The 25151-nt window shown below is 69.5% G+C and carries 20 protein-coding genes; 5 read left to right on the top strand and 15 right to left on the bottom strand.

Annotated elements, in window-relative coordinates; genetic code table 11:
• Positions 1 to 11: 11 nt before the first annotated feature.
• Together QBE02_RS14585 and QBE02_RS14580 are read right to left on the bottom strand one after the other, a co-directional pair.
• Positions 12 to 1004, bottom strand: a complete 993-nt coding sequence (locus QBE02_RS14585; RefSeq protein ID WP_279366363.1) for an aldo/keto reductase — start codon at positions 1002 to 1004, stop codon at positions 12 to 14.
• A 699-nt stretch (positions 1005 to 1703) separates the two neighbouring features.
• Positions 1704 to 3032 carry a serine hydrolase gene (locus QBE02_RS14580; RefSeq protein ID WP_279366361.1) on the bottom strand — a complete coding sequence of 443 codons (1329 nt, stop codon included), beginning with the start codon at positions 3030 to 3032 and terminating at the stop codon, positions 1704 to 1706.
• 116 nt (positions 3033 to 3148) lie between these two features.
• Here QBE02_RS14580 and QBE02_RS14575 point away from each other — a divergent pair, with 116 nt between their 5' ends.
• Positions 3149 to 3562 (top strand): GNAT family N-acetyltransferase, encoded by a 414-nt coding sequence (locus QBE02_RS14575; RefSeq protein WP_264631367.1) that lies wholly within the window; start codon positions 3149 to 3151, stop codon positions 3560 to 3562.
• 69 nt (positions 3563 to 3631) lie between these two features.
• On the opposite strand, the gene QBE02_RS14570 is transcribed toward QBE02_RS14575, so the two are convergent.
• The 5 genes from QBE02_RS14570 to QBE02_RS14550 all read right to left on the bottom strand — a co-directional run bounded on the left by QBE02_RS14570 (position 3632) and on the right by QBE02_RS14550 (position 8265).
• A complete protein-coding gene (locus QBE02_RS14570) occupies positions 3632 to 5140 on the bottom strand; it encodes a PepSY-associated TM helix domain-containing protein (RefSeq protein ID WP_431844599.1) in 1509 nt (502 codons plus the stop codon).
• On the bottom strand, positions 5098 to 6321 hold the full coding sequence (locus QBE02_RS14565; RefSeq protein WP_279366359.1) for a Dyp-type peroxidase: 1224 nt from the start codon (positions 6319 to 6321) through the stop codon (positions 5098 to 5100). The genes QBE02_RS14570 and QBE02_RS14565 overlap by 43 nt, the downstream gene beginning before the upstream one ends.
• Positions 6321 to 6845 carry a copper chaperone PCu(A)C gene (locus QBE02_RS14560; protein ID WP_279366358.1) on the bottom strand — a complete coding sequence of 175 codons (525 nt, stop codon included), beginning with the start codon at positions 6843 to 6845 and terminating at the stop codon, positions 6321 to 6323. Before QBE02_RS14560 ends, QBE02_RS14565 begins: the two co-directional genes overlap by 1 nt.
• Before the next feature lie 10 nt (positions 6846 to 6855).
• Positions 6856 to 7410 carry a copper resistance CopC family protein gene (locus QBE02_RS14555; RefSeq protein WP_279366357.1) on the bottom strand — a complete coding sequence of 185 codons (555 nt, stop codon included), beginning with the start codon at positions 7408 to 7410 and terminating at the stop codon, positions 6856 to 6858.
• Positions 7411 to 7662: 252 nt separating this feature from the next.
• Positions 7663 to 8265, bottom strand: coding sequence for a hypothetical protein (locus tag QBE02_RS14550; RefSeq protein WP_279366356.1), 603 nt, complete (start codon positions 8263 to 8265; stop codon positions 7663 to 7665).
• A gap of 118 nt (positions 8266 to 8383) precedes the next feature.
• On the opposite strand from QBE02_RS14550, the gene QBE02_RS14545 reads away from it, so the two are divergent.
• Entirely contained in the window at positions 8384 to 9406 is a 1023-nt protein-coding gene (locus tag QBE02_RS14545) for an epimerase (RefSeq protein WP_279366355.1), read from the top strand.
• 102 nt (positions 9407 to 9508) lie between these two features.
• Here QBE02_RS14545 and QBE02_RS14540 read toward each other — a convergent pair whose 3' ends face one another.
• Positions 9509 to 9667, bottom strand: coding sequence for a hypothetical protein (locus tag QBE02_RS14540; RefSeq protein WP_167494188.1), 159 nt, complete (start codon positions 9665 to 9667; stop codon positions 9509 to 9511).
• Positions 9668 to 9809: 142 nt separating this feature from the next.
• Between QBE02_RS14540 and QBE02_RS14535 the strand changes: the two genes are divergently transcribed.
• Complete coding sequence (locus QBE02_RS14535; protein WP_279366353.1) at positions 9810 to 10082, top strand: hypothetical protein; 273 nt, start codon at positions 9810 to 9812, stop codon at positions 10080 to 10082.
• A gap of 4 nt (positions 10083 to 10086) precedes the next feature.
• Here QBE02_RS14535 and QBE02_RS14530 read toward each other — a convergent pair whose 3' ends face one another.
• Positions 10087 to 11046, bottom strand: coding sequence for a helix-turn-helix domain-containing protein (locus tag QBE02_RS14530; protein WP_279366352.1), 960 nt, complete (start codon positions 11044 to 11046; stop codon positions 10087 to 10089).
• Between the two features lie 57 nt (positions 11047 to 11103).
• Here QBE02_RS14530 and QBE02_RS14525 point away from each other — a divergent pair, with 57 nt between their 5' ends.
• Positions 11104 to 11568, top strand: coding sequence for a GNAT family N-acetyltransferase (locus QBE02_RS14525; RefSeq protein ID WP_056229741.1), 465 nt, complete (start codon positions 11104 to 11106; stop codon positions 11566 to 11568).
• Between the two features lie 66 nt (positions 11569 to 11634).
• On the opposite strand, the gene QBE02_RS14520 is transcribed toward QBE02_RS14525, so the two are convergent.
• From QBE02_RS14520 to QBE02_RS14495, 6 genes are all read right to left on the bottom strand, one after another.
• Complete coding sequence (locus QBE02_RS14520) at positions 11635 to 12528, bottom strand: SDR family oxidoreductase (RefSeq protein ID WP_279366351.1); 894 nt, start codon at positions 12526 to 12528, stop codon at positions 11635 to 11637.
• A gap of 53 nt (positions 12529 to 12581) precedes the next feature.
• A complete protein-coding gene (locus QBE02_RS14515) occupies positions 12582 to 14390 on the bottom strand; it encodes a glycoside hydrolase family 15 protein (protein WP_279366349.1) in 1809 nt (602 codons plus the stop codon).
• A gap of 746 nt (positions 14391 to 15136) precedes the next feature.
• Complete coding sequence (locus QBE02_RS14510) at positions 15137 to 15739, bottom strand: hypothetical protein (RefSeq protein ID WP_279366348.1); 603 nt, start codon at positions 15737 to 15739, stop codon at positions 15137 to 15139.
• A gap of 970 nt (positions 15740 to 16709) precedes the next feature.
• Positions 16710 to 17219, bottom strand: coding sequence for a hypothetical protein (locus tag QBE02_RS14505; RefSeq protein WP_113576068.1), 510 nt, complete (start codon positions 17217 to 17219; stop codon positions 16710 to 16712).
• Between the two features lie 98 nt (positions 17220 to 17317).
• Positions 17318 to 23713 carry an RHS repeat-associated core domain-containing protein gene (locus QBE02_RS14500; protein WP_279366347.1) on the bottom strand — a complete coding sequence of 2132 codons (6396 nt, stop codon included), beginning with the start codon at positions 23711 to 23713 and terminating at the stop codon, positions 17318 to 17320.
• Positions 23710 to 24327, bottom strand: coding sequence for a hypothetical protein (locus QBE02_RS14495; protein ID WP_279366346.1), 618 nt, complete (start codon positions 24325 to 24327; stop codon positions 23710 to 23712). The genes QBE02_RS14500 and QBE02_RS14495 overlap by 4 nt, the downstream gene beginning before the upstream one ends.
• A gap of 206 nt (positions 24328 to 24533) precedes the next feature.
• Here QBE02_RS14495 and QBE02_RS14490 point away from each other — a divergent pair, with 206 nt between their 5' ends.
• Positions 24534 to 25094 (top strand): Dps family protein, encoded by a 561-nt coding sequence (locus QBE02_RS14490; RefSeq protein ID WP_056230174.1) that lies wholly within the window; start codon positions 24534 to 24536, stop codon positions 25092 to 25094.
• Positions 25095 to 25151 lie beyond the last annotated feature (57 nt).

Raw genomic sequence — 25151 nt, 5'->3', positions numbered from 1 at the left:
CGCAACGGCTGTCACCACTGCGGGTGGATCTCCGCGCGCAGGCGACGGTCGTACACGTCGTGCACGAGGGCGTCGAACGCGTCGAGGTCGAACCCTCCCTCGAGAAGATCGGCCGCTGCCGCATTGGCCTGCGCCTGCGCCGTCGACCGGGCCCCCGGGATCACGGAGGTGATCCCCTCGCGCGAGGCGATCCACGCCACGGTCGCCGCGGGCAGGCCGATGCCCTCGGGGAGGGACGCCTTCAGCTCGTCGGCGGCGGCGACGCCCTCGTCGAACGGGACGCCCGAGAACGTCTCGCCCTTGTCGAACGCCTCGCCGTTGCGGTTGTAGGAGCGGTGGTCGTTCTCGGCGAACGTCGTCGAGCGGGCGTACGTGCCCGAGAGCAGTCCGCTCGCCAGCGGCACGCGCGCGAACACGGCGACGTTCTTCTCGGCCGCGAGCGGCAGCACCTCGTCGAGAGGCTTGAGCCGGAAGGGGTTGAAGATGATCTGCAGGTTGGTCAGGTTCGGTCGCCGCAGCGCCGAGAGAGCCTGATCCATCGTCTCGACCGAGGCGCCGTAGGCCGCGATGACCCCCTCGGACACCAGCTGATCGAGAGCGTCCCACGTGGCGTCGTCGTCGATGACGGCCGACGGCGGGCAGTGCAGCTGCACGAGGTCGAGCGTCTCGGTGCCGAGAAGGCGCCGCGACCGGTCGAGCCACACGCGGAAGTTCTCCATCACGTAGTTCTCGGGCACCTGGTCTTCGCGACGGCCCATCTTGGTCGCGACGGTGACGTCGTCGGCATCCCGGCTCTTCAGAAACGCCCCGATGGTCTGCTCGGACCGGCCGTCGCCGTAGACGTCGGCGGTGTCGAAGAGGGTGACGCCGGCGTCGGCGGAGCCCGCCAGGACGGCGCGCGCGTCGTCTTCGCTGACATCACCCCAGTCGGCGCCGAGCTGCCAGGTGCCGAGGCCGATGGCCGAGACCTCGCGGCCGGTACGGGAGAGGGGACGCTGCTGCATTGCGGTTTCCTTTCGAAGCTCCGTCGAGCCTATCCAGCCCCTCCGACACCGGGGCCGCCCGGGACCGGATGCCGCGGACCGGCGTCGCGCAACCCCGCCCCCGCTCGCCGGGCGGCGACCTAGCGTGGCGTCACACCCACGGAAGGATCAGCATGGACACCCCCGCCGACCGGCTCCCCGGAGCCGACGAAGAGAACCTCGTCCCCGAGTCCGACGGTCTGGCCGCCGACATCCCCGCCGGCGCCGCGGGGGCCGACTCCGGCGCCGTCGGAACGGCGCGGATCGATCCCGACGACGAGGCGCGCCTGCAGAACATCTCGAGCCAGAACGACCTGCCCGGCGTCGGCACCCGCGCCGCCGACGGCCTCACCGAGCGGGACTCGAGCGAGGGCGGGTCGACCTCGCGCCACACCGAGGACACGCAGGGCGCCGATCACCACGCGACGGAGAGGACCCCCGTCTCTCCCCCGCGACGCCGACGGCGGCGAGGCGCACGTGGACGCCGACGACCCGATCGCGGCGTTCCAACCGGGCGTCGGCCGCGACTCGGCGGCATCCAGCAAGATCGCCCAGCGCCTCCCCCACTCCGACGACGCCTGACCGGCCCGCGCGGGAGGTTCGGCCGCCGGCGCCTCCCGCGCCCCGTCCCCACGATGGGCTCGCGGATCTCCCACCTCGCCGGAGGTCGAGCCCGTGCCGTCAGTGCGCCAGACGCAGCGCGTCCTCGGCGAGGTGGAAGAAGTCGGTCATCGCCTCCGACACCGCCGCGGCGTCGGTGTCGGCCATCATCAGCACCACCGTCGCCTCCCCCATCTCATCGCGCACGAACCAGCTGCCGGTGAGCACGCCGCGACTCGACCCGCCCTTGAACGCCACGTACGGCCACGTTCCGACGTCGAGTCCCTGCCCCGGGTTCTCGCTCAGGATGCCGAGCACCTCGGCATCCTGGGTCTGCTGCAGCGCGCGATGCACGGCGGCGACGTCGGCGGCCGAGGCGAACCAGTCGAAACCGTCCTGCCACTCGGGCGTGACGACCTTCTCGCCCTCGACGGCGAGCGGGGCCGCGTCGATGCGGTCGAGGAGCGCGCGCTTGCCCGCCTCGTCGGCCGCCTCCCACTCGGCGCGCACGGCGGGGTCACCCCAGCCGAGGGTGAACAGCTCCTTGGTCGAGACGAAGGGCCGCAGCGCGGCGGGATCGGAATGACCGCTTCGCGCCACCGCCGCCTCGACGCGCTCGCGTCCGAGCCGGGCGATCAGCAGGTCGGTCGCGGTGTTGTCGCTGATGCGGATCATCGCCGAGGCCGCCTCGCGCACCGACACCTCGGTGCCGGTGGGAGCATCCTGCAGCTCGCCCGAGGGGAGGCTGCGGTCGGCGTCGTCGAGCACGAGCGTGTCGTCCCACGACAGGTCGCCGGATGCCACGGCATCCGCCACCGCCAGGAGCACGTACAGCTTGAACACCGATGCCAGGGGCGCGGAGCGTTCGGCGTCGATCGACACGACCGTCTCGTCACCGCGCTGCACGAGCGCGCTCACCTGGCCGGGCAGCTCGCGCAGCCGCTGCTCCACCTCGTCGAGCGAGGTCGAGGGTTCCCACGCGGGGGCGACCGGACCCAGCAGCATCGTGGTGACGCGCCCGGCGGAATCGATCGCCAGCGTGAGGTCGAACGGGTCGCCGAGGGCACCGGCGAGCGTGGCACGGGCCTGCGTCTCGGTCCCGGTGTAGGCGGTCACGGTGAAGGGCGCCGCCGGACGGATCTGCCGGTTCACCATCTCGGCGACCTGCTCGGCCGGCACCTGCTTCTGGAAGTTCTCGTCCAGCACGCGGGCCCACGCGCCGGGGGTGGTGTCGTCCTCGGCCTCGAACACGTCGATGATCCACGTCATGCGCTCTCCCACCGGGGTGGCGGGGATGTCGACGGATGCCGCGGGACTCCCGCTCGGAGCGGGTTTCGCGCTCGCGCACGCGGTGAGGGCGGCGACGGCGACGAGGGAGACGAGGGCGGTGAGGCGACGGGCGAGAGTCACGGGGGTCCTTCCGGCGGGGTCCTCCCACGCTAGGACCGCGCGGCGTCTCCCGCCTCCCTCTCACGGCGGAGAAGATCCGGCCGGACCGCCGGGGCCGTTTCTGGGAGGCTGGAACCGTGAACGATCTGCGCCTCGAGCCCCTCGCTCCGTCGCTCGACGATTACCTCGAGCTTCGCCGCGCGTCCGGACTCACCCCGAAGCGCCCCGATCAGGGCGCACCGGCGCTCGCGAACAGCTGGGCGTGGCGACGGGTCGTGGATGCCGACGGCCGAGCGGTCGCCATGGGCCGGGTCGTGGGCGACGGCGGGTGGTACTTCCTCGTCGCCGACATGGCGACCCTGCCCTCTCATCAGCGGCGAGGGCTCGGCCGCCGGATCCTCGAGGACCTGCTCGCAGAGATCCGCGAGAAGGCCCCCGAGGGCGCCTACGTGACGCTGCTGGCCGATCCGCCGGGCCACGCGCTGTATCGGAGCCTCGGCTTCACCGAACCGACGAGCGGCTCCGTGACCATGCACCAGCTCCTGGGCTGACGGGCGCGGGGCGGCACCCCTCGGACGGCCGCCGATGAGGCGTGTCCGCGGGATGCCGCCCCGGGGCGCTCAGCGCGATGCGGTGCCGCGCGACCCCGCGGCCCCGGCGCGGCGCGCGCGCCACCCGAGCAGGAGGTCGATCACCACGAACGCCGCGAGGGTGTAGCCCACGAGCGGCAGGAACAGCCCGATCGCGATCGCGACGACGAGGACCGCCGCGATCCCCCACCACGGCGCGCGACCGAGCACCCCGCGCGCGGGGGCGGTCGCGAGGCCACGGGTCGGCCGCCGCTTCCACCACATCGCGTATCCCAGCACCACCAGGGCCGCGATGCCGAGAGCGAGCGCGAACAGCACGAGCTGGTTCGCGAGGCCGAACATCGTCCCCATGTGCAGGTCGATCCCCCAGCGCGACAGCTTCGCCAGCAGCGGGAAGTCGGCGAAGTCGATCCGGTCGGTCACCTGCATGCTCGATCCGTCGATCGCGACGGCATCCACCTCGGTCGGGAAGCTGCGGTGGATCTCCTGCACCACCCACGCCTTCCCCGCGGCGGCCGGGGGTTTGATCTCGACGTCTCCGCTGTTGACGTTGATGCGCTGCGCGATCGCGAGGACCGCGTCGAAGGTCGCGGGGTTGGCCGCACCCGTCGGCGACGAGGCCGCGCCGCCGTGTCCGGCATGCCCGGCGTGCTCACCGCCCGCGGCCGCCGCGCCGTCGAGCGAGGTCGTCAGCGCGGGAGTGCCCTCTCCGACGGCGGCGCGCAGGTCGGACACGTGGGCTCCCGCGAACGTCGACCAGGTGATGCCCGTCGCCGAGAGGAACACCGCGCCGAGCACGACCCAGATCCCGACCGAGGTGTGCCATCCCGACAGCCGTCGGTACCCGGTGTGACGGCGGTTGGGGCGCAGCAGGTCGCGGCGTCCCCGGCGCGAGCGCACGAAGCGTCCGAGCCACAGTCCGAGTCCCGCGAGAGCGACGATCCCGAGCCAGGATGCCGCGAGCTCGCTGTACCAGCGCCCTGCATCGCCCAGGTGGAGGGAACGGTGCAGGTCGCTGATCCAGTGCCGCAGGGGCAGGGCGCCGCTCGTGCCGTAGGCGGGGAGGTCGCCGCGGATCTCGGTCGTGGCCGGGTCGACGAAGATCGCCCGCGTGGTGCTCTCGGGCAGTGTCTCGTCGGCGAACATGACGCGCGTGGTCGCCCCGGCCTCGGGGGCGGGGCGCACGGCGACGGGCGTCGATCCGTCGCCGAGATACGCCTCGGCCGCTTCGATCTGCGCGGCCAACGGCACCCCGGCGGCATCCGAGGCCGCGGTCAGCTCGTGCGCGTAGACGACCTTCTCGAGCGTCGGGGTGACGGCGTAGAGCGCTCCGCTCACCGCCGCGACGAGGATGAACGGTCCCACGAGGAGACCTGCGAAGAAGTGCAGGCGCCGCAGCAGCGGGGTGAACCATCCGCCGCGGCCGGGACGCATGGCCGCACCCGGGCGGGGAGCCGGTGCCTCCGCGGCGGGCTCGGCGGGTTCGATGGTCGTGGTCACGACAGGATCCCCTCTCCGATGAAGCCGCCTTCGCGGCATCCCGGTGGCACCGCGAACACCGCCGATCCGATGGGGGTCGTCCACTCGTTGAGGAGATCGAGCTCGTCGAGTCTGCGTTGGATGGGCACGAACTGCCTTTCGATGTCTGCTTGGAACGACACGAACAGCAGGCCCGCGTCGCTGACCGCGCCGGCGGGCGGCGTCTGGTCGTAGTTGTAGCCGCGGCGGAAGATCCGCTGCGTGGGGTCATCCGGACGCGAGCGCCGCAGGTGCGAGAACTCGGCGATGACGGGGAAGCCGATGGCATCCGTCGCGTCGAAGTCGGGTTCGTCGAACTCGTCGGTGCCGGTGAGAGGGGCGCCCGAGGACTGGAACCTCCCGACGGCCTGGTCGCGGCCGGGGCGGTCGAGGTGGTCCCACTTGTCGAGGTCCATCGCGATGCGCCGCACCACCATCCCGGTTCCCCCGGCGAGCCATCCCTCCCGCGCCCAGACGATGTCGTCGAAGGCGGTGGTCCCGGGCACCGGGTTGGCGGTGCCGTCGACCTGGCCGAAGAGATTGCGCATCGTCGTCCCGGGGCGCTCGGTGCCGTGCGCCCGACGGAAGCCCTGCTGCACCCACCGCACGGCGGCGAACGCCCGCGCGTCCTTGAGCAGCATGCGCGCCGCGTGCGCGACGGTCACGGGGTCGTCGGCCGCGACCTGCAGCAGCAGGTCGCCGTCGCCGTACTCCGGCCGGAGGCGGTCGATCCCGAACGCCGGGAGCGGCTGCAGCCAGGCCGGGGCGGACGCTCCCGCGCGCGCGACGAAGGCCGGTCCGAACCCGAACGTCACCGTCAGTCGCGCGGGGGCGACGGCCAGCTCGGGTTCGGTGTCGGCCAGGGCGCCGCGCCCCTGGGTCAGCCGGGCGGCGTCGTCGGTGAGGGTGCGCATGAGCCGTCGCATGCCGTCGCGATCGACCTCGGCGAGAAGGTCCAACGCGATGAGCGAGACGTGCGCCTGCGCGTCGGTGTCGACGCCTGCCTGATGCGTCCCGTAGAACGGCACGGTCGTCTCGCCGTTCAGCGGCGTGGACGCCCCGGGATCCTGCGCGCGGGCGGACACGGCCGCATCGATCCCGATCGCCGCCGCCGCCCCGACGCCCGCGACCGCCCCGCCGAGCAGGAAGGTGCGTCTGGTCGCACCTCCGCTGTCGGCGGGGCTTCTGTCTCGGCGGGCCATCAGTGACCCATGTCCATGTCGCCCATGTCGCCGCCCTCGTAGTTCTCGTTCGCGCCCGAGAACTCCTTCACGGGAGCGGTGATCTCGGCCGTCGAGTCGTCGGCGAAGGTGAGCGTGATGGTCGTCTCCTCGCCGGCGCGCAGCGGCGAGGTGACGTCCATGAACATGAGGTGGTTGCCGCCGGGCGCGAGCTCGATCGATCCGCCCGCGGGGATGACGAAGCCGCCCTCGACCTCGCGCATCACCATCTGACCGGACTCGTTCGGCACGGTCTCGTGCAGTTCCATCGCGGAGGTCGCCTCATCGGTCGCCGAGACGACCGTGAGATCGGTGTCGCCGTCATTGCGCAACTGGCCGAAGCCGGCGGTCATGCCGCTGTCGGCGGCCTTGACCCACACGTCGGTCGAGGTGAACGCGTCGGCCTGCGACGAGGCAGGGGTGGTGGATGCCGGGGCGGAGCAGCCGGCGAGGGCGAGAACGGCGGCGACGGCGAGGGCGCTGACGCGCAGGGTACGGAGGGTCATGAGAAGCCTTTCAGGACTGTGCGTCGCGCGCGGCGCGACGGCGGAGGAAGAAGAACACGACGAAGATCGCGAGGGCGACGGCCGCTCCCGCGGCGGCGACGACCACGACGCGGGGGATCCCGGCCGCATCGTCGAGCACCGGATCGGATGCCGCCTCGGCGGCGGGGACCGCGGCGGCGCGCTCGAGGGGAGCGCCGTCGCCGACGGTGAAGGGCACGACGCCCGAGATGGGATGACCGTCGCTCGAGACGACGCGCCACCGCACCTCGTACCCCGCGGCGGGCAGCTCACCGCGCAACGGCACGGTGACCACCCCCGCGGAGAGGAGGGGGTCGGCGCCCGCCCAGTCGACGCCGTCGGCGTCGGCCACGACGACCTCGGCGCCCACGTCGAGCACGTCGGCCGAGAAGCTCAGGGAGATCTCATCGGGGGCGGATGCCAGACGCTCACCCTCGGCGGGTGTACTGGACAGGAGTTGATCGTGGGCGGATGCCGGGACGATCGACGCCAGAACGACGGCGACGGCGACGGCGATCCCGCCCGCGAGGGCACGGAAACGGAACATGGGGCACTCTCCGGGTGCACGCGGCACCCGTACATCGGCGCCCGTGCGGAGGCACGGGGCCGCAGCCTCGTGAGCACGGCGGACGCGGCACGCGCGGCGATGCGGGGAGGCCTCGGCGTGGCGTCCGTGGCCGGCGCACGAGGGCACGGGAACGAGAAGACGTCCGGACGACGTCGAACGACCCCGCCCGGGCGCACGAGGCCCCGTCGGGATCGACCACCCCGTCGCCGACTCAGGCCGACGGGGCGGAACTCACGCGGTCCGTGCCGGTGGCCCGCGCCGCCTCACGGATGCGACGATGAGCGCCGAGACGGGCCGCACGACGGCCACCACCTCGGCCGAGACACGGCGCAGCGGCGCCGGCCCGAAGGTCGCCGCGATGATCCGGGCGCGCGCGCGGACCCAGGCGATCGAGCGCTGCGCGAGCTCGCGCAGGGCCGCGAGCGTGCGTTCCCCGCGGTGCAGGGCCACGGTGGTGACGAGGGCCGCGACGGCGTGCCACGCCCACATCCCGGCATCCGTCGTCATCACGTGCGGCATGGCGCCGCTGGTGACGGCGGCGGGCACGGCTCCGTGGACGTGTCCCTCGGCTCCCGGCCGATAGCTGCCCAGCACGAAAAGGGTGTGGAACAGCACCTGGCTCACCGCGACCGCCAGGCCGAGCCGCAGCGCCGAGGTGCGGCGGCCGGCCAGCGCGGTGCACGCGACGAACGAGAGCGAGAGCGGCACGACGATGCCCAGGATGCCGGGAACCTCACCGCCGCCGGAGACGTGCGACAGCAGGGCGACGAAGGTCGCGACGGCAGCGGCGGCGGCACCCCGCGCGACGCGCGTGCCCCGGCCGTGTCGTCGCATGGCCTCCATTGTGTCAGTCACGGCGCACACGCCCGACCGGATCTCCGCGATGTCGAGCGACCGCGCGCCCCCGAGGACGACCGGCTCGCTACGATCGGCTGCGACGACAGGAGTCCCCGTGACCGATCACCCGCCTGCTGCGCACCCCCGCGCCGTCGTCACCGGCGCGAGCGGATTCGTCGGGCGAGCGCTGACCCGCGCGTTCGCGCAGGACGGCTTCGACGTCGTCACCGTGGGCCGCTCCGGCGACGCGACCTGGGCCGATCCCGACGGGATCGCGCGTCTCGTCGACGGCGCCGACGTGCTCGTCAACCTCGCCGGCAAGATCGTGTCGTGCCGGTACACCGACGCAAACCGCGACGAGATCCTGCGCTCCCGTGTCGACACCACACGGGCTCTCCACACCGCCGTCCGGACGGCAGAGCGACCGCCGCGCGTCTGGATGAACGCCTCCACCGCCACGATCTACCGGCACGAGACCGAGAGCGGCAACGACGAGATCGACGGCGTGATCGGCGAGGGGTTCTCGGTCGACGTCGCCACGAGCTGGGAGCGCGCGTTCTTCGCGGGCGACCTTCCCGAGACCCGGCGCGTGGCCCTGCGCATGGCGATCGTGCTCGGCGACGGCCCCGCCACCCGCATGCTGTTCGCCCTCGCGCGTCTCGGGCTCGGCGGTCCGCAGATCGACAGCTGGTGGTTCCCGCACCGCCGCTACCGCGGGATCGGCGCCCACCCCACCGGTCCCGTGTGGTCGTCGTGGCACCGCACGCGCGGTCGCCAGCGCTTCAGCTGGATCCACATCGACGACGTCGTGGCATCCGTCCGCTTCCTCCGTGATCACGACACGCTCTCGGGGCCGGTGAACCTCGCCGCGCCGGGGGTCGGCGACAACCGCACGCTCATGCGCGAACTGCGCCGGGTGGCCCGGATGCCGTGGGGCCTGCCGGCCTGGCGGTGGATGCTCGACCCCGCGATGGCGATCCTGCGCAACGAGCCCGAGCTGGTGCTGAAGAGCCGGTGGGCGGTCCCCCGCGTGCTCACCGACGCCGGTTTCACCTTCGCGTTCCCCGAGCTGGGGGCCGCCCTCGACGACGTCGCGGCGACGCGTCGGCCGCGGGCGCGCGACCTCTTCTCCGCCTGAGCGGCGGGGCGGGGTCGAGACGCCGCGGAACGACGACGCCACCCCGACGCGTCCACACGGGGGTGGGACGCGCGGAGCGGCGCGATGACGTGGGAGCGGCGGTCAGACCTGTCGACGGATGAAGCGCATGAGCGCGGCGATGACGCCGATGATCAGGATGACGATCCCGATCCAGAGCAGGAACTTCACGGCCTCGACGAAGACGCCGAGGAAGAGGAGCACGAGGCCGACGATGACGAGGATGATGGCGAGAGCTGGCATGACTCCACTCTCCGCGCGACCGTGAGAACGCACAGCCGCCTTGACACGAAGAGCGGATGACGGGATGCCGCGTGTCAAGACCGCGGCGGGCTCGGCACGCGGGGTCTAGCGTCGGGATCACCAACGATCTCAGGAGGCGGCAATGACCGAGCGCGACGTCAACGGACACGACTCAGGACACGGCACCGGTCCCGGTGAGGGCGAGTACACCGACGTGCAGCTGCCGGACGGCACCGCCGATCGGGGAAGCGCCGACCTCCCCGGCGAGTACGTCGACCGCGAGAACGTCGACGGCAGCGCGTCACGGCCCCGCACCGACGACGCCGGCGCCTACACCGACGTGGAGCAGCCCGGCGGGCACGAGTCGCGCGAGAACCTCGACGACCCCGGCGAGTACACCGACCGCGATCGCTGAGTCCTCAGCGGCGGAGCGTCGTCTCGGGCTCCGTGCGGTACACCGCCCGGTACGCGGCGACGAACGACGCGGCGTCGGTGAAACCCCATCGCGCGGCCGTCGCCTCGACGGTGGTCGTCGCGGGGTCGGCCTCGACGAGGTCGGCGTGCGCGGCGCTGAGGCGCGCGAGCCCGAGGTAGCCCTCGGGGGTCGCCGAGATCTGGCCGTTGGCGGCGAAGGCGCGTCGCAGTCCCCACACCGACGTTCCCGCCGCCCGCGCGGCATCGTCGATCGTGACCGGGAGCGAGGCGTGATCGTCGATCCACGCCGCGGCACTCGAGTAGATGAACGCCTGCTCGAGGGCCGACGCGCGTCTCTCCCGCGGGTCGCCCACGAGCGCGAACGCCTCCAGCGCGGCCACCGCGAGCGTTCGGCCGAGGTGGGCGCGCACGAGCGGTTCCGACATCACGGGGATCTGCGTGAGGGCCCACTGCTGCGTCGCCAGCCAGTAGTCGCGCAGTCGCCGCGAGACGGGACCGGCCGCGGCGAAGCGGACGCGCAGCGACTCATCGCCGTAGACGGTTCGCGCCGTCCGGGTGAGCCACTCGGCGTCGAAGGCCACGACGTCCACGCGGGTATGGTCGGCTCGGGCGGTCAGGTCGTCACCCGGCTGCAGGATGCCGGGTTCGATGCTGTACTCCCCCTGCTCCTGCCCGATCCGCCACGCGTACCCCGGCGTGGACGAGCAGATGTAGAACCGGTCGGACTCGTGGGCGACGTCGACCCGAGCTCGCCACTCAAGGCGCCGCAAGGCGAAGGACCCGTCGCCGACCGAGTGCTCGGAGTACGCCGCATCGTCGGCCTGCAGATCGACGTGACCGTACTGCGAACGCAGCCAGGCGTCGGTGGCGGCGATGTCCTCGGTGTGGACGCGCTCGTTGAAGAAGTCGTTCATGTGCGGGGCGGCCGAACGCCCGAAAGACACGGCAGCACTGCCCATGATAGTTAACCCCACCCTCTGAGAAACCCCGAAAGGATCCCGATGGCCGACTCGCCCACCATCCGCCCCATCGACACCGACGACGCCGGCGAGGTGCTGACGATCCAGCGCGCCGCCTTCGCGAGCGAAGCCCTCATCTACGGCGACCCCGACATGCCCCCGCTCACGCAGACCCTCGAGGAGTTGCGCGCCGAGCTGGTCGAGAACCTGGGGTGCGTCGCCGTCACGGACCACCGCATCGTCGGAGCGGTGCGCGCGCGCCGCGACGGTGAGCTGTTGCTCATCGGTCGCCTGGCCATCGCCCCGGATCAGCAGGGCGAAGGCCTCGGGACCCTGCTCCTCGCCGCCGTCGAGGAGCGGGGGCGTGAGGCCGGAGCCACCGAGGCCGAGCTGTTCACCGGCGGCCTGAGCGAGGCCAACCAGCGCCTGTACGAGCGCGAGGGCTACCACCGCTCCGAAGAGACCGCCGACGGCGAGATCTTCTACCGCAAGTCGCTCACCGACTGACGGTGATGCCGGATGACGCGAAGGCCGCCGCCCCGATCGGGACGACGGCCTTCGCGGAGGTGAGGCTTACGGCGTGGGCATGCCGCCGTTGACGTTCAGCGTCTCGCCGATGACGTAGCTCGACTCGGCCGAGGCGAGGTACACGTACGCCGGCGCGAGCTCGGCCGGCTGACCCATGCGTCCCAGCGGGGTCTCCTCGCCGAACTCGTCGACCTTCTCGTCGGGCTGGCCGTCGGTCACCTGCAGCGGCGTCCAGATCGGGCCGGGGGCCACCGCGTTCACGCGGATGCCCTTCGGGGCGAGCTGCTGGCCGAGGGCCTTGGTGAAGGTGTTGATGGTCGCCTTCGTCGAGGCGTAGTCGACGAGGATGGGCGCGGGCGAGTACGCCTGGATCGACGTGGTGTTGATGATGGTCGAGCCGGGCTTCAGGTGCGGCACCGCCTCCTTGCAGATCCAGAACATCGCGTACACGTTCGTCTTGAACGTGTCGTCGAACTGCTCGTCGGTCAGGGTTGTGACGTCCTCGTTGAAGATCTGCTTTCCGCCGTTGTTGACGACGATGTCGAGGCCGCCGAGGCCCTCGACCGCTTCCTTCACCAGCGTGCGGGCGTACTCGCGCTCGCGCAGGTCGCCGGGGATCTGCACGACCGTGGCGCCCGCCTCGCGGAGGATCCCGGCGATGCGATCGGCATCCTCCTTCTCCTGCGGCAGGTACGACATGGCGACCGAGGCGCCCTCACGGGCGAAGGCGATCGCGGTGGCGGCGCCGATGCCCGAGTCGGCACCGGTGATGAGGGCCTTGCGCCCCTTCAGCCGCTCCGTGCCGACGTAGGTGTCCTCGCCCAGCTTCGCCTTGGGGGTCAGCTCGGCGTCCAGGCCGGGCTCTTTCTGGTCCTGCGACTGCGGGTCGATGTCGGCGTACATCTTCGACGGATCGGTGAACGTGTACTGCGTGCTCATGGCGAGTCCTTTCGTGGGGGATGGATGCCGGGACGAGGCGCCCCGGCGAAGGTTCAGCGGTCGCCGAGTTCGGCGTCGTCGACGACCTCGCGGATGACGAGCGCGGCGTTGATGAGGGCGAGGTGGCTGAGCGCCTGAGGCAGATTGCCCCAGAAGGCCCCGTCGTCCTCGGCGATCATCTCGGAGTAGATCCCGACGTCGTTGCCCTGGGCGACGAGAGCGTCCATCGCCTCGATGGCCTCGGCGTGCCGGCCGACGCAGGCCAGGGCGGTCGCCCGCCAGAAGGCGCACGCGACGAAGGTGTGCTCCTCCTGGTCCATACCGGTGTAGCGGTAGACGAGGTGGTTCTCCGTGGTGAGACGCTCGGTGATGGCATCCACCGTCCTCGACATCCGCTCACCGCGGTCGAACCCGGTGGGCGCGTGCAGCAGCACCGAGGCATCGAGATCCTCGCTGCCGGGCGCGAGGGTGTACGCCTGGAGGTCTTCCGACCAGCACCGCTCGTCGACCCAGCGGTGGATGCGGTCGCGCTCGGCACGCCAGCGGTCGCCGTTGTCGGGGATGTGCCCGCCCGCTGCCAGCCACTGCGCATCGTCGAGCGCCTTCCAGCAGCCCATCTTCGACGAGGTGTAGTGCCGCAGCTCCGGGAGCTCCCACATGCCGGAGTCCTCGCGACGCCACAGATCACACGTGCGGTCGGCGACGTCGGCGAGCAGGCGCCCGGTCTGGATGTCGAGGCGGTTGCCGGCCTCGACGTAGGTGCGGCAGAGGGCGATGAGGTCGCCGTAAACGCCCAACTGCAGTTGGCCCTGCGCGGGGTTGCCGGTGACGACCGGCTGGTTGCCGTTCCACCCCGGCACCTGGTGCTTCTCGAGCCCGATCTCCGCGTCGCCGTCGAGGGTGTACATGACCTGCACCTCGGGGCCGTTCTTGCGGATCGTGCGCAGCAGCCACGAGATCGCGGCGTGCGTCTCCTCGCGCAGGCCGAAACCGACCCACGCGTGCGCGGTATAGGCGAGGTCGCGCACCCAGGCATAGCGGTAGTCCCAGTTCTTGCCGCCGCGCGGGTTCTCGGGCAGCGATGTCGTCGCCGCGGCCGCGATCGCGCCGGTCGGGCTGAAGAGCAGGAGCTTCAGGGCGAGGGCGCTGCGCTGCACGTCGTCGGCCCAGGGGCCCTCGTACGAGAACTCGTCGGACCACATCTCCCACCCGCCGATGGTGCGGTCGATGCCGCGGTCGACGTTCTTCGCGTCGGGGATGCGCAGGGGCTCCCCCTCGGTGGCCGCGATCACGAGCAGGTGCCGCGAGCCCTTCGTGGCGGTGAAGCCTCCGTCGATGCTCTCGTTCCCGGCATCCGGCTCTCCGTGCACACCGTGCTCGTGGCCCGTCACCGCGAGCGAGACGTGCCCGATGCGCATGATCGAGAAGCCGTCGATGCGCTCGGTCCACGGCGCCGCCGACCGCAGCATTGTGCCCGGCTGCACGCACCAGGCGAATTCGACCTCGCCCTTCACGCCGTCGACGCGGCGCGCGAGCTCCGCCCAGGGCAGGCGCCCGGCGATCCCGGTGACCATCGCGTCGGTGACTTTCGCGACTCCGGTGGCGGTGGTGAAGGTGGTCTCGAGGACGTTCGTGCGCGGGATGTACCGGCGGGTGACCTCGTACTCCTCGACGGGAGCCAGCTGGATGCAGCCCCCCGCGGACTCGTCGACGAGACGCGCGAACACGGGACGTGAGTGGATGTTCGGCAGCGGCAGCCAGTCCACTCCCCCGTCGAGCCCGATAAGGGCAACAGTGCGTCCGTCGCCGATCGCGGCGTAGTCGCGCAGCGGGCGGGACGGAGCGGGCGGAGTGAGAGGCACGTCTTCACGCTAGGAACGGCCCCGAGCAGCGGGGGCGGGGTTGCCCGACTGATGCCGAGCGGCTACGGCCGCGTCATCCCTGAGTCGCATCGAGATTCTGAACATGTCGTCGAATGACGACAACCTCGACACAGCCAGGCCTGTTCACGTCGCTACGAGCTGTTCGACCTCGGGCCACGACCGTGGCGCATCTCCGACGTACCACGCCTGTTCTAGACAAGTCACGTACCCGCCAGCGATCCACACGAGGATCTCTCCGACACGCTCCCCGGAACCATCGATCACGAAGGTGCGAATGCTCAATGGACCATCTGATCCACTCAGCCGCGGGGCGGAACGTGGTACATACAGGTCTAACATCGTCGTCGACTCGTTGAGCTCTTTCGCAGCGGCAGCTTGAGCCATGAGGGCACTCGACCACTGAGGGTCTCCTTTCGCGATCGCCATCAGCACTTTCTGGTACTGCTTCATTTTCGACGCCCTCCGTTTTGTGGGATGACCATGAAGCTCATCGCAAGGTAAAAAACTGGATGACGGCGACCACCCACCGCCCACCCGACAGCCCGCACACTGACCTGACCCGCGTTCCGGCTTCCCCCGGCATAGGTGCCTCGACAGCCCCAGCTCATTGGCCCACAGCCCCGCACCGTGCTGAGATGCTGTGCGGAGCTTCGGACTGAATGTTTGGCTTGCTAGGACCTGCGGCTGACGTCGAGCTTTTCGAACACCCTCGCGTGAATGTCAGCTCAAGCGTTCCAGGAGTTCGCGCGCACGTTCGCATACAGTTGCCGCCAGATCGAATGATCGTTGCCAGGGCCGCTCGGGCGAAGCGGGCTAAGAAAGTCCTCGAAAGTCATCGGCTTGTGGACCTGAGGTTCGAGGTCAAGCGGGAACCTCGACCAGATGAGCACTACGTCCCAATCGCGGTCGCCATAGAGGCACCACGACTCCGAGTCGCCGACGATAACCATGCCTTCGAACATATCTTCCGGAACGTTATACCTATTGAGAGGATTCACTCGATCGGCGCTCAGCGCCAATTCATACGATCGTTTGATGCTCTCTGCGCCAATGGCGAAAGCGGGGTAAACGCCGAAGTAGTCGAGCGCCTCGCCGCGCCCCCAACCCATTATCTCTATCCCGGCATCTCCACACTCTGACGCAATATATTGCAAAACTGACCCAAATCCGCGTGACAGAATCGTCAAGAAGTCATATGTATAAACGTACCCGCCGCCACGAAAGGGCCAAGCGGGCAGCACCGAGTTCACGTCACATAGGTCTGTCATCCGAGCGCGCATGGCGTCAAATTCATCCTGGCTGTGGGCGAAGATCACTTGATCACCCATGGTCACTCTCCCGGCAATACGATTTTCACAAGCTGTCCTGATTTCGACGTGAAGTCGACGCTCCAACCATCCCAACTGTTTGCTTCTTCTCGGTCTAAATACTTCTTAAAGTTATCCATGAATTCCTCAACACCCACATCTGTTCTAAATTTCGGATCGAACCGCACCCCAACCGGCCCACCGTCCACACCAAAGTCTCCTTGAGGGGCGCAAAGGGTCCGCTCAAGGTCACGAGCAAGGTGCCTGTGTCACAACACCAGTGGGAGACAGCCAGTTTCCGTTCGATATCTGCGCCTTGGATGACACTGAGAACTGCGGGTTCGGCCCCGTCAACTCGCTTGCGGAATCTCCGAAGTAGATAAAAATCAGACTGCCGTCGCCCATCTCGAGTTCTTTGCCTTGAAAATCCAGCCCACTTGGACCCGTTCGAAGGGAAAAGGCTTCACGATTGTGCAAAGAAAAACTTCCGTAAGCGGACACGACCTCATCTTCCCCGTCCTCCGACAAACTGCTGCGATGGTGGACTCAAATATATCTGTAAGGCCCAATTTCAGGCCCGCACCACACAAACTCCAGCCCGCCTCTACCCTCTGTCGCAAAAATTGGGAAAGCATTGTTCGAGCTCCATAGACAAGAGGTTAGGGTACTTCCCAGACTGGCAATTGCAACGAGCGACGCCAACACGCGCATCCCATTACGAAGCATTTCGTTTCTTTCGACAAATTTGGTCATAGTTCCCCTCCTTCAATCCAGCTTCGAGTTCGAAATAGTTCAGACATCCGGCGTTCCCGGTGAGTGCCTGCGAAACTCCCGCGGCTCCTATGTAATAGACCCCAAACGAACCGCACCCCACCCGCCCATTATTCGAAATGATTGCAGTCGGCGTCGACGTGCCACCCGCCGCTCCGTAAGACTCTCTAGGTCGAGGGGGACACAGTTGACCGCTGGCGATGTGAGCACCTCGCTGCAATCAGTCGTCCGCGGCGACGACAAGATTCAAGAGATTCCGGCCGGGGGAAATCGCAACGAACTCATGGAACCCGTCAACCCCGACCACGTCCCCCCACTCACGTCTCGCCAACGTGCCTAGCAAAGGAAGCTCCCATACATCGAAGCCAACGGGAACGACGCTCTCAACGAACGCTTCCAAGTCTGACGAGAACGACTCCGGCTGCGGCCCATGCAAATCCGCCCACATTCTTAGCCGTGTCAAAACCCGGTCCCTATCGATCGGATTGAATTTGGAGGCGCGTATCGCGTCTAGTTTGTATGGCCCATGAACTCGCCCACCAGGATCAGCGGCGTCCGATCTAGGGACGTCATATCCGTGGTCGTACCAGGGGCTTGCGATAAGGCTGGCCAACACCTCAACAGCAGCTGCCGGCTCAACCACCTCAAACCTCCGCACATCGACCCAACGATAATCTCCGCGCGGGAACAGCATTTCACTGCCGCCTAAGTAGCGCAGTCTCTCGGCCATGCTCTTTTGCTCCAATCATCGCTCAGCTCGTCTCAGTTTTAAGTTGCGCCATCTTGCGAAGTAGGGGCGTCTGGAAGAACGCGATCACCGTCCTAGACTTACCCGCCTATGTGAATCTTCAACTGCTTACCCTCTCCCGCAATTTTTATGTCGATGGTGGGGCCGACCGACTTGGAGGTAGGGCGCCAACCGATGCGCGTGCCGTCCGCGAGCAGAAAAGCGCTGCCGCCATTCCCCGGGTTCGCAACGGGTGACGCGCCAGCAGTCCAGTTTTCATAAATTCTCAACAGCTCATCCTCTGTGGAAACTTGCCGCACGTTTGGTTGCTTGCCGGCATCGAGCTTGCTCCAGGTCTCCAGCAGGGTCTCTCGCGATACCAGCGGAACCTTCGGCGGCACAACAACGTCGGGCGCTCGAGCGGCACCTCGCGCGGCGGCCGCCCCTACAGCGATCAAGGGAACCGCTGGCCTGATGGCTCGGTCGACGCCTTGAGTCCAGTCCCAGAGATTTTGGACCCACTGGTCTTGTTTGCGGATGTTCGCTTCGGCGTATGCTCGTCCGCAGGCCTCGTTGATGGCGACCTGGCCCGGGCTCGTACCCACCTTCATGTCTCTGCCGCAAGCGATGGTCGGCGGCGGCGTCGCTTTGACGGCGGGGCTGGGCTTCGTGTCGCACGTTGTGTAGGAAAAGACACACCCGCTGCGACACGACCAGTCCGAAGCTGTGCACCCTGTCATGGATGCGACGTGGCGAAGCGCGGTCGTCTGTGCTGAGCGGGATGCGGGCTTTCGAATCGTTGACTTCGCGGCGGGCCCCCGCAACCCCTTGTGAGCAGACGCGAGCGCTGGGATCGAGAAGCTCCCGACCGACGAGTTTCGCCGGTTCGCGAGGTTGAGGAAGCCCACGTTGTTCCTCTGCGCCTGACTGGCGAAAGAGGCGGGACGGACTGACCGGGTGCCTTCGCTGGCGCGCATATGCACGAACCCGAACGCGTCTGCGTAGGTGACGCGCGAGTTCTTGACGTAGGCGTATCTGTTGAGGGATTGCGGGTCGTCTTGCTGGCCGCGCCAGGTGTCGGCTTGCAGCCAGGACCCGAGGGAGGGGTCGTAGTTTCTGGCGTAGTAGTCGCTCGTCCCGAGGGTGGCATCACTCGGTTGCCCGTCGTAGCCGACGGCACCCTTCCACCCGGTGGTGGCGTAGGACGTGTTCCCGAAGTCGCCGTAGGCGACGAGGTCGTCGAGCATTCCTCCGTTGGTGGCGGTGGCGGTGACATCACGGGCATCGCCCAGGAGCCAAGACACCCCCGCGGGACCGGACTGCACCAGCGCGTCCCCACCCGCATCTCGGAGAACGCTGGACGCCCCGTGACGGGAGCTACCACCCGCCGTGGGGAGGAGCCCGTCCCACGCGCTGGTCGCGCGGTCGGTTCCGTACGCTTCGGTGTCGCTCGAGCGGACGCGCCGGTCGAGACCGTCGTAGACGTAGGACGTCTTCCGCCCCTCGCCCGCGGTGCCGGTAAGTCGTCCGGCGGGGTCGTGGGTGTAGGTGGTCCGCTCTCCACTCTCCGTTGCCGAGGAGCGCGAACCGGCAGCGTCGTACTCGTAGCGTGCCCCGTCGGAGGTGGAGGTCACCCGTCCGGCGGCATCGAGGGTGGAGGTGACGGTGCGGCCCCCGGTGGTGGCGCTGGTGCGGTTGCCGGCCGCGTCGTACCCGTATCGGGTGGTCTCCCCTGAGTTCGTTGCGGATTCGATGAGGCGGGCGAGGTCGTCGTACCCGTACGACTGCGACGCCGCGTCCGCCGCCCCGTCGGGGGCGGTGATGGTGCGTGCTTTGGTGGCGAGGGACCCGTCGGGGTTCCAGGTGTAGTCGTAACTCAGCGACGCACCCGCGGGCGCTGCGGGTGCCGGCGCGGGCAGGGTCCGCCGGTCCAGGTAGGCCGCGGTCTTGACGCACTCCTTCTTCGCCGCACCCGCGACCGGCAGCGTCCGAGAGCCGAGATAGTCGTCGATGTTGCGGCATCCGTCGACCTGTGTCCGCAACGCCGAGACGGTGCTCGCCACAGCCGCGGTCGTCCCCTCGGTGGGCAGGGGGGTGGTGTGGGCGACACGGGTGACGTCTCCGATCGCGTCGTAGGCGACGCTGGTGTGCACCCCGTTCGGCCGCTCGATGCCCGTGCGCCGCCCGACCGCGTCGTAGGAGTAGTCGACCTCACCGTAAGGAGTGGTCTGCGTCGTCGCGCGCCCCGCAGCGTCGTACGCGAACCGCGTGACCGTCCCGTCCGGCAGGGTCGTGGCCGCGGTGAGACCTGTGGCGGTGTACTCGTGCGTGAGCTTCTGCCCGTTGGAGTCGAGCTGCTCGCGCATGCGGCCGACCTCGTCGTAGATCCACCCGGTCACCCCGGCGGGGTCGGTCATCGCGATGGGCCGCTGCTCAGCGTCGTATTCGAACGTGACATCCCCGTCAGTGCGGGTGAGAGTGGCGATATCGCCGCGCGCGTCGTAGCGGTACGCGGCGATCAGACCGACCCCGTTCGACTCCCGCTGCACCCGCCCGGCGGCGTCGTACGCCGTTTCGGTCCTCTCGCCCGCGGGCCCCCTCTCGACGACGGGGCGACCGGCCGCGTCGTACTCCCACCCCGTCGTGGCGCCGGTCGGTCCCGTCATCCCGGTCAAGAGTCCGGTGGCGCTGTAGGTGTAGGTGGTCGTGACATTGGTGTCGCTGTCGGCGGGAGCTGCGGCATCCGCGGCTTCGATCACGGTCGTCAGGTTGCCGACCGCGTCGTACGCGTATGTGGTCGTGACGCCGTTCGCGTTCGTCGCGCTCGTGCGGCGGCCGGCGCGGTCGTAGGCGAGCCTCTGCTCAGCACCGAGCGCATCGACGGTGCGCACCACCCGACCGACGGAGTCGTATTCGACGCGGGTCTCGGCCCCCAGCGGATCGGTCTCGACGACGACCCGCCCCACCGCGTCGTAGGTGGTGCGGGTCACGGCCCCGAGCGGGTCGGTGACGCTCGTCGTGCGACCGCCCGCGTCGTACGTGAACGTCGTCCGCGCGCCGTCGGCGTCGACGACGGCAGTGATCTGACCGGCGGCGTCATATTCATAGCGTTCGACGGCGCCGGTGGCATCCGTCATCGCCACCACCTGGCCCGCCGCGTCGACTTCGAACAGCGTCGGGTTGCCGAGGCGGTCGATCGTGCCGACGAGGTTGCCGTCGACGTCGTAGACGAACTCGCTGGCATATCCGGCGGGGTCGGTGACCTTCGTCACCCGATCCAGTGCGTCGTACGCGTAGGCCGTCACCCCGCCGGCGGCGTCGGTCTCGGTCGCCACTCGTCCGACCTCGTCGTAGGTGACACTCGTCGAGACACCGGTCGGATCGGTGGTCTTCACCGTCCGTCCGAGCTCATCGAGGGCAAGAGAGGTCACCGCCCCGGCGGCATCGGTGACGGCGGTCGGGATGCCGGTGGCATCGACCTCCTGCTCCCAGCGGCCGCCGTTCGGGTCGACGACGCCGGTCTCGCGGTACGCCGTATCCAGCAGCAGGTGTGTCGTCGCGCCCTCGGGGTCGGTCGACGAGACGAGGTTGTCCTCGCGGTCGTACGCGTACCCGGTCTCACCGCCGTCGGGAGCGATGGTTTTCACCATGCGCAGCAGGGCGTCCCACTCGTACCGGGTCACGGCACCGGTGGCATCCGTCGCCGAGGTCAGGTTGTCGTTCCGGTCGTAGGTGAACGTCGTCCGCGCACCGGTGGCATCGACGGTCGCGACAATGCGGTCGCCCGCGTCCCACTCCCATGTGGTGACAGCGCCGAGCGGATCGGTCACGGTTGTCAGCCTGTTGCTCGCGTCGTACCCGTAGGTCGTGCGGTGCCCCAGCGGATCAGTCAGCGCGGTGAGGTTGCCGCGGGCGTCGTACTCGTACCGGGTCCTCGCCCCCGACGGTGCGATCGCCGCCGACAGATCGCCGCCCGGGGTGTACTCGTACCGCATAGACGTCCCATCCGGCCGGGCCTCGCCCGTGACGAGGCCACGCGCGTCGTAGGTGTACGCCCAGGTGCGTCCGAGCGCGTCGATTCGGGAAGCCACCTGACCCGACGGGGTCGAGGTGTACCGGGTCTCGTGGCCCGCGGCATCCGTCTCGCTCGCCAGATTCCCCACCGCGTCGTAGACGTACCGCGTGGTGCGTCCCGCCTCGTCGGTGTGCGAGGTGACGTCCCCGCGCGCGTCGAACTCCCACCGCGGGACCTGCCCGGCGGGGTTCTCGACGCTGGTGATGCGGTACCGGTCGTCGAAGCCGAAGACGCTCCGCCGGCCCTCGTTGTCGGTGTAGATCGTGCGGCCCGCCTCGTAGACGAAGCGCCGCTCGGTGCCCTCCGCGTCGCGCTGAGAGACCACCCGGCCCTGGTCGTCGTACACGTTGACGAGGTACGTCGAACCGGAAGCGTCGGTCGCGGTGAGCATGCGATGCGCCGCGTCGTACGTGAACGAGCGGGTGCCGCCGGTCGCGTCGATGATCGACGCGAGGTTCCCTGCACCGTCGTACGCGAGGCGCCACGTGCGCCCGTCGGGAAGGCGGAACGCCGTGACGCGCCCGACGCCATCGCTCTCCAGCGTCACCGTCTGCCCCGCGGCATCGGTCACCGAGGTCAGGGGCACGAACTGGTGCACGTTCGGGTCGGCGGCGCCGTAGGTGAGGGTGGTCGTGGCGCCGGACGCGTCGGTGTGGCTAACAAGCTCTCCGATGCCCTCGATATCGGCCGCATCGAACACCCACGACGCCCCCTCACGGTCGGCGAGGCGCAGACGCCCCGCCCCCGCCTCGACGAGGGTCAGGTCGGGATCGTCGGCCGAGGTGTAACCGCCCGCCCCGTCCGGGGTGAAAACGTCCGACGCGCCGTCGCCGCGCACGGTCAGCACGGACCCGTCGGAGAAGCGTTGCGCCCGTGCGCCGAGGCTGAATGACCACCCCGCCCCCACCCGCGAAAGGCGACCGTCCTGCGCGTTGAAGACGAGGGTCGCCTCGATCGCCTGCGCCCCCGGCCCGCTGAGCGAGAACAACGGGAACGACTCCACCAGGTTCCCGGTCGAAAACGACACCGGGTCGGCGCCGTAGATCTGGTGATTCTGGTAGCCGAGGTTCCGCCAGCGGGCGAGCTCCGCCTGCGAGGGCGGAGAGGGCCACCCCCCGGTCGCCGGGTCGGAGCAGTCGAACCCCTGCGTTTCGAGGTAACCACCGAGAGAGCGGAACGCCCCGTCCACGATGCTGCCGAACCCGTGATCGATCACCGGCCGGTCGAAATTGTGGTCGAGGTACAGCGCCTCGACGTGCGCGTACGCGCCCGGCAGGTTCGCGTACTCCGCGAAAGGGAAGTTCCGAGTGGATGCCGCCCGCTTCGCCGGACGCCCGGTGTACGCCGGCATCTGGTCGACGAACGACTGCGCCAGAGCGTTGTCGCCGCCGCGTCCCCGCGAGAACGCCAGCGTCCCGCCCTCCCGCTCGGTGCCCCACGCGAATCCGCGGAACGTGTTGAAACCGAAGCCCACGGTCGCGTCGGGCTTCGCCGCCTCGGCCACCCGTGCCCGGGTGTCGCGCGAGACATAACGCACGCCCGCGGGTCGCGTCACGGTCACCCGAGCGAGGCACCGGTCCTCGAGCATCCCGCGCAGGCGGTCGACGAGGTCCCCGTTGTAGGGGAACTCCGACGCCGGCGCGGGCGTCTGCACCGACCCCTCGTCGTTGTCGGGGTCCAGCACGATCCGAGGTCCGGGAGCGGGGACGAACGGGATGCCGATCACCACGAACTGCGACAGGTGATCCGACTCGCCCCGCACCGTGCCCGTCTCGGCGTCGAAGTACGACGGCAACAGCGACCACGGCTCACCCGGGTCGGAACGGGTGTAGATCTGCAGCGTCGCGGGATCAACCCCCGCCTCGGCGACCCGGGCCGCATCGACCGCGAGGGTCAGCGCGATACCCGGGGTGACGTCGTACACCGGGGGTCCGTCTGCGGACTCATCGTCAGGGACCTCGTGCAACTCCGCAGGGAACGAGGTGAGCCGCTCGCCGTCGGCATCCGTCGCCGTGATCTCGACCACATCCGACACGACAGTGCCGGCCGTCTCAGCCGCCGCGGTGCGCATAGCCATCGCCTCGTCGGCAGGTTGGCGGGCTTCGAGCGTGACGCGGCGGTCGACCTCGTGTCCGGAGAAGACCGCACTCACACCGAGCCGGTCGGCACGCAGGGTGGACGCGGCACCGGGGTCCAGGGTTGCCGAACCCGCCGGCGCCGGCGCCTCCGAACGCGGCTCCTCAACGCCCGCCACGGATGCCCCATAGGACGCGTCGGGCGACGCCGCCTGGCGCACGCGCTCCAGCACTTCAGCCCGCGCCACGGCCGCGAGCTCCGCCGCGGTGGCGGGCGGCTCCGCGACAGCGCCGCCACCGAAGACCACCGCGGCCGTGACGACGGCCGCTACAGCGCGACGGATCACGCGCTCGTCCCCGTGCCCGCCCGGCGGCGACGCGTGCGCAGCGCGACCCCCACAGCCAGAGCGATCGCTGCGGCGACGGCGACCCACAGCGCCACGGCGCCGCCCGTCACGGCGAGATCGTTCACGCGCTTCACACAGGCGGCCAGCTCTGCGGCATCCGAGACACCGTTGGCGTCGTAATCCTCCGTCCCGTCAGCGCACGTGCGCGTGCCGCAGATGACGAACTCGACCCAATCCCCGATCCGATCGCCGTCGGCGTCCTCCGTGGCGTTCGAGCAGGTGTCGGAGCCGCAGACGAGCCGCTCCGCATAATCGGGGATGCCGTCGTCGTCTCTGTCGGAAGTCGGCGAGGCGCACGTGGTGTCACCGCAGGCCGGAACCTCCGTGGCATCCGGGATCCCGTCACCATCGCGATCCTCCACCCCCGTGGCGCACGTCGCCGACCCGCACACCACACGCTCGACAGCATCGGGAATGGTGTCGCGATCAGCATCCGCCGACGCGGACGCGTGAGCCGGCGACGCCATCGCCGTCGCCACCACCGGCCCCACCACCACGGCGACCAGCAGCGCCATCATCACGGACAGCGAACGGAAAGCAGTAACGGAGCGCATCGGATCCTCTCGACAGAACGCACCTGAACGTTCCCTCTCCGAACCTGATGGCCCCGCCCAACGAACACCCGCCAGAACGGCGGATTACCCACTTTCGGTGACGGCGATTTATCCGGTTACCGCGCCCCCGCGGACCTCGCAACCCCCCGACGCCCCTTTGATGCCGCGCCTAACGTCGCTATCGACCGCCAGCGAAAGGAACGCGCATGTCCACCACCACCAAGGACGCCCCCACCAAGAACCGTCGCCGCCCCGCGCGCGGAGGCAGCGGTCCCGAGACCACCGACGAGCAGAACGCCGAACAGGGCTTCCAGGCGTCGGAGAAGCTGACCGACGCGCTCCAGGCCGTGCTGGTCGACCTCATCGAGCTGTCGATCCAGGGCAAGCAGGCCCACTGGAACGTCGTCGGCAAGAACTTCCGCGACACCCACCTGCAGCTCGACGAGATCATCGACGCCGCCCGTGAATTCGGCGACGAGATCGCCGAGCGCATGCGTGCCCTGCACGCTCTGCCCGACGGCCGCAGCGACACCGTCGCCGAGACCACGACACTGCCCGAGTTCCCCCAGGGCGAGGTCGACACCGCCGAGGTCATCGACCTCATCACCGAGCGCCTCGACGTCACTGTCGGCACGGTGCGCGACGTGCACGACGACGTCGACGACGAAGACCCCACGAGCGCCGACATCCTGCACGGCGTGCTCGAGCGCCTCGAGCAGCTGTCGTGGATGGTCAGCGCCGAGAACCGCGTCGCCCGCACGTCCTGACGACGCGACGACGACACCGGATGCCGGGGCCTCAGGGCCTCGGCATCCGTCGTTCGC

It is taken from the genome of Microbacterium testaceum (genome assembly GCF_029761935.1).
Lineage (GTDB): Bacteria > Actinomycetota > Actinomycetes > Actinomycetales > Microbacteriaceae > Microbacterium > Microbacterium testaceum_A.
This window is presented reverse-complemented; position numbering and strand designations above follow the sequence as displayed.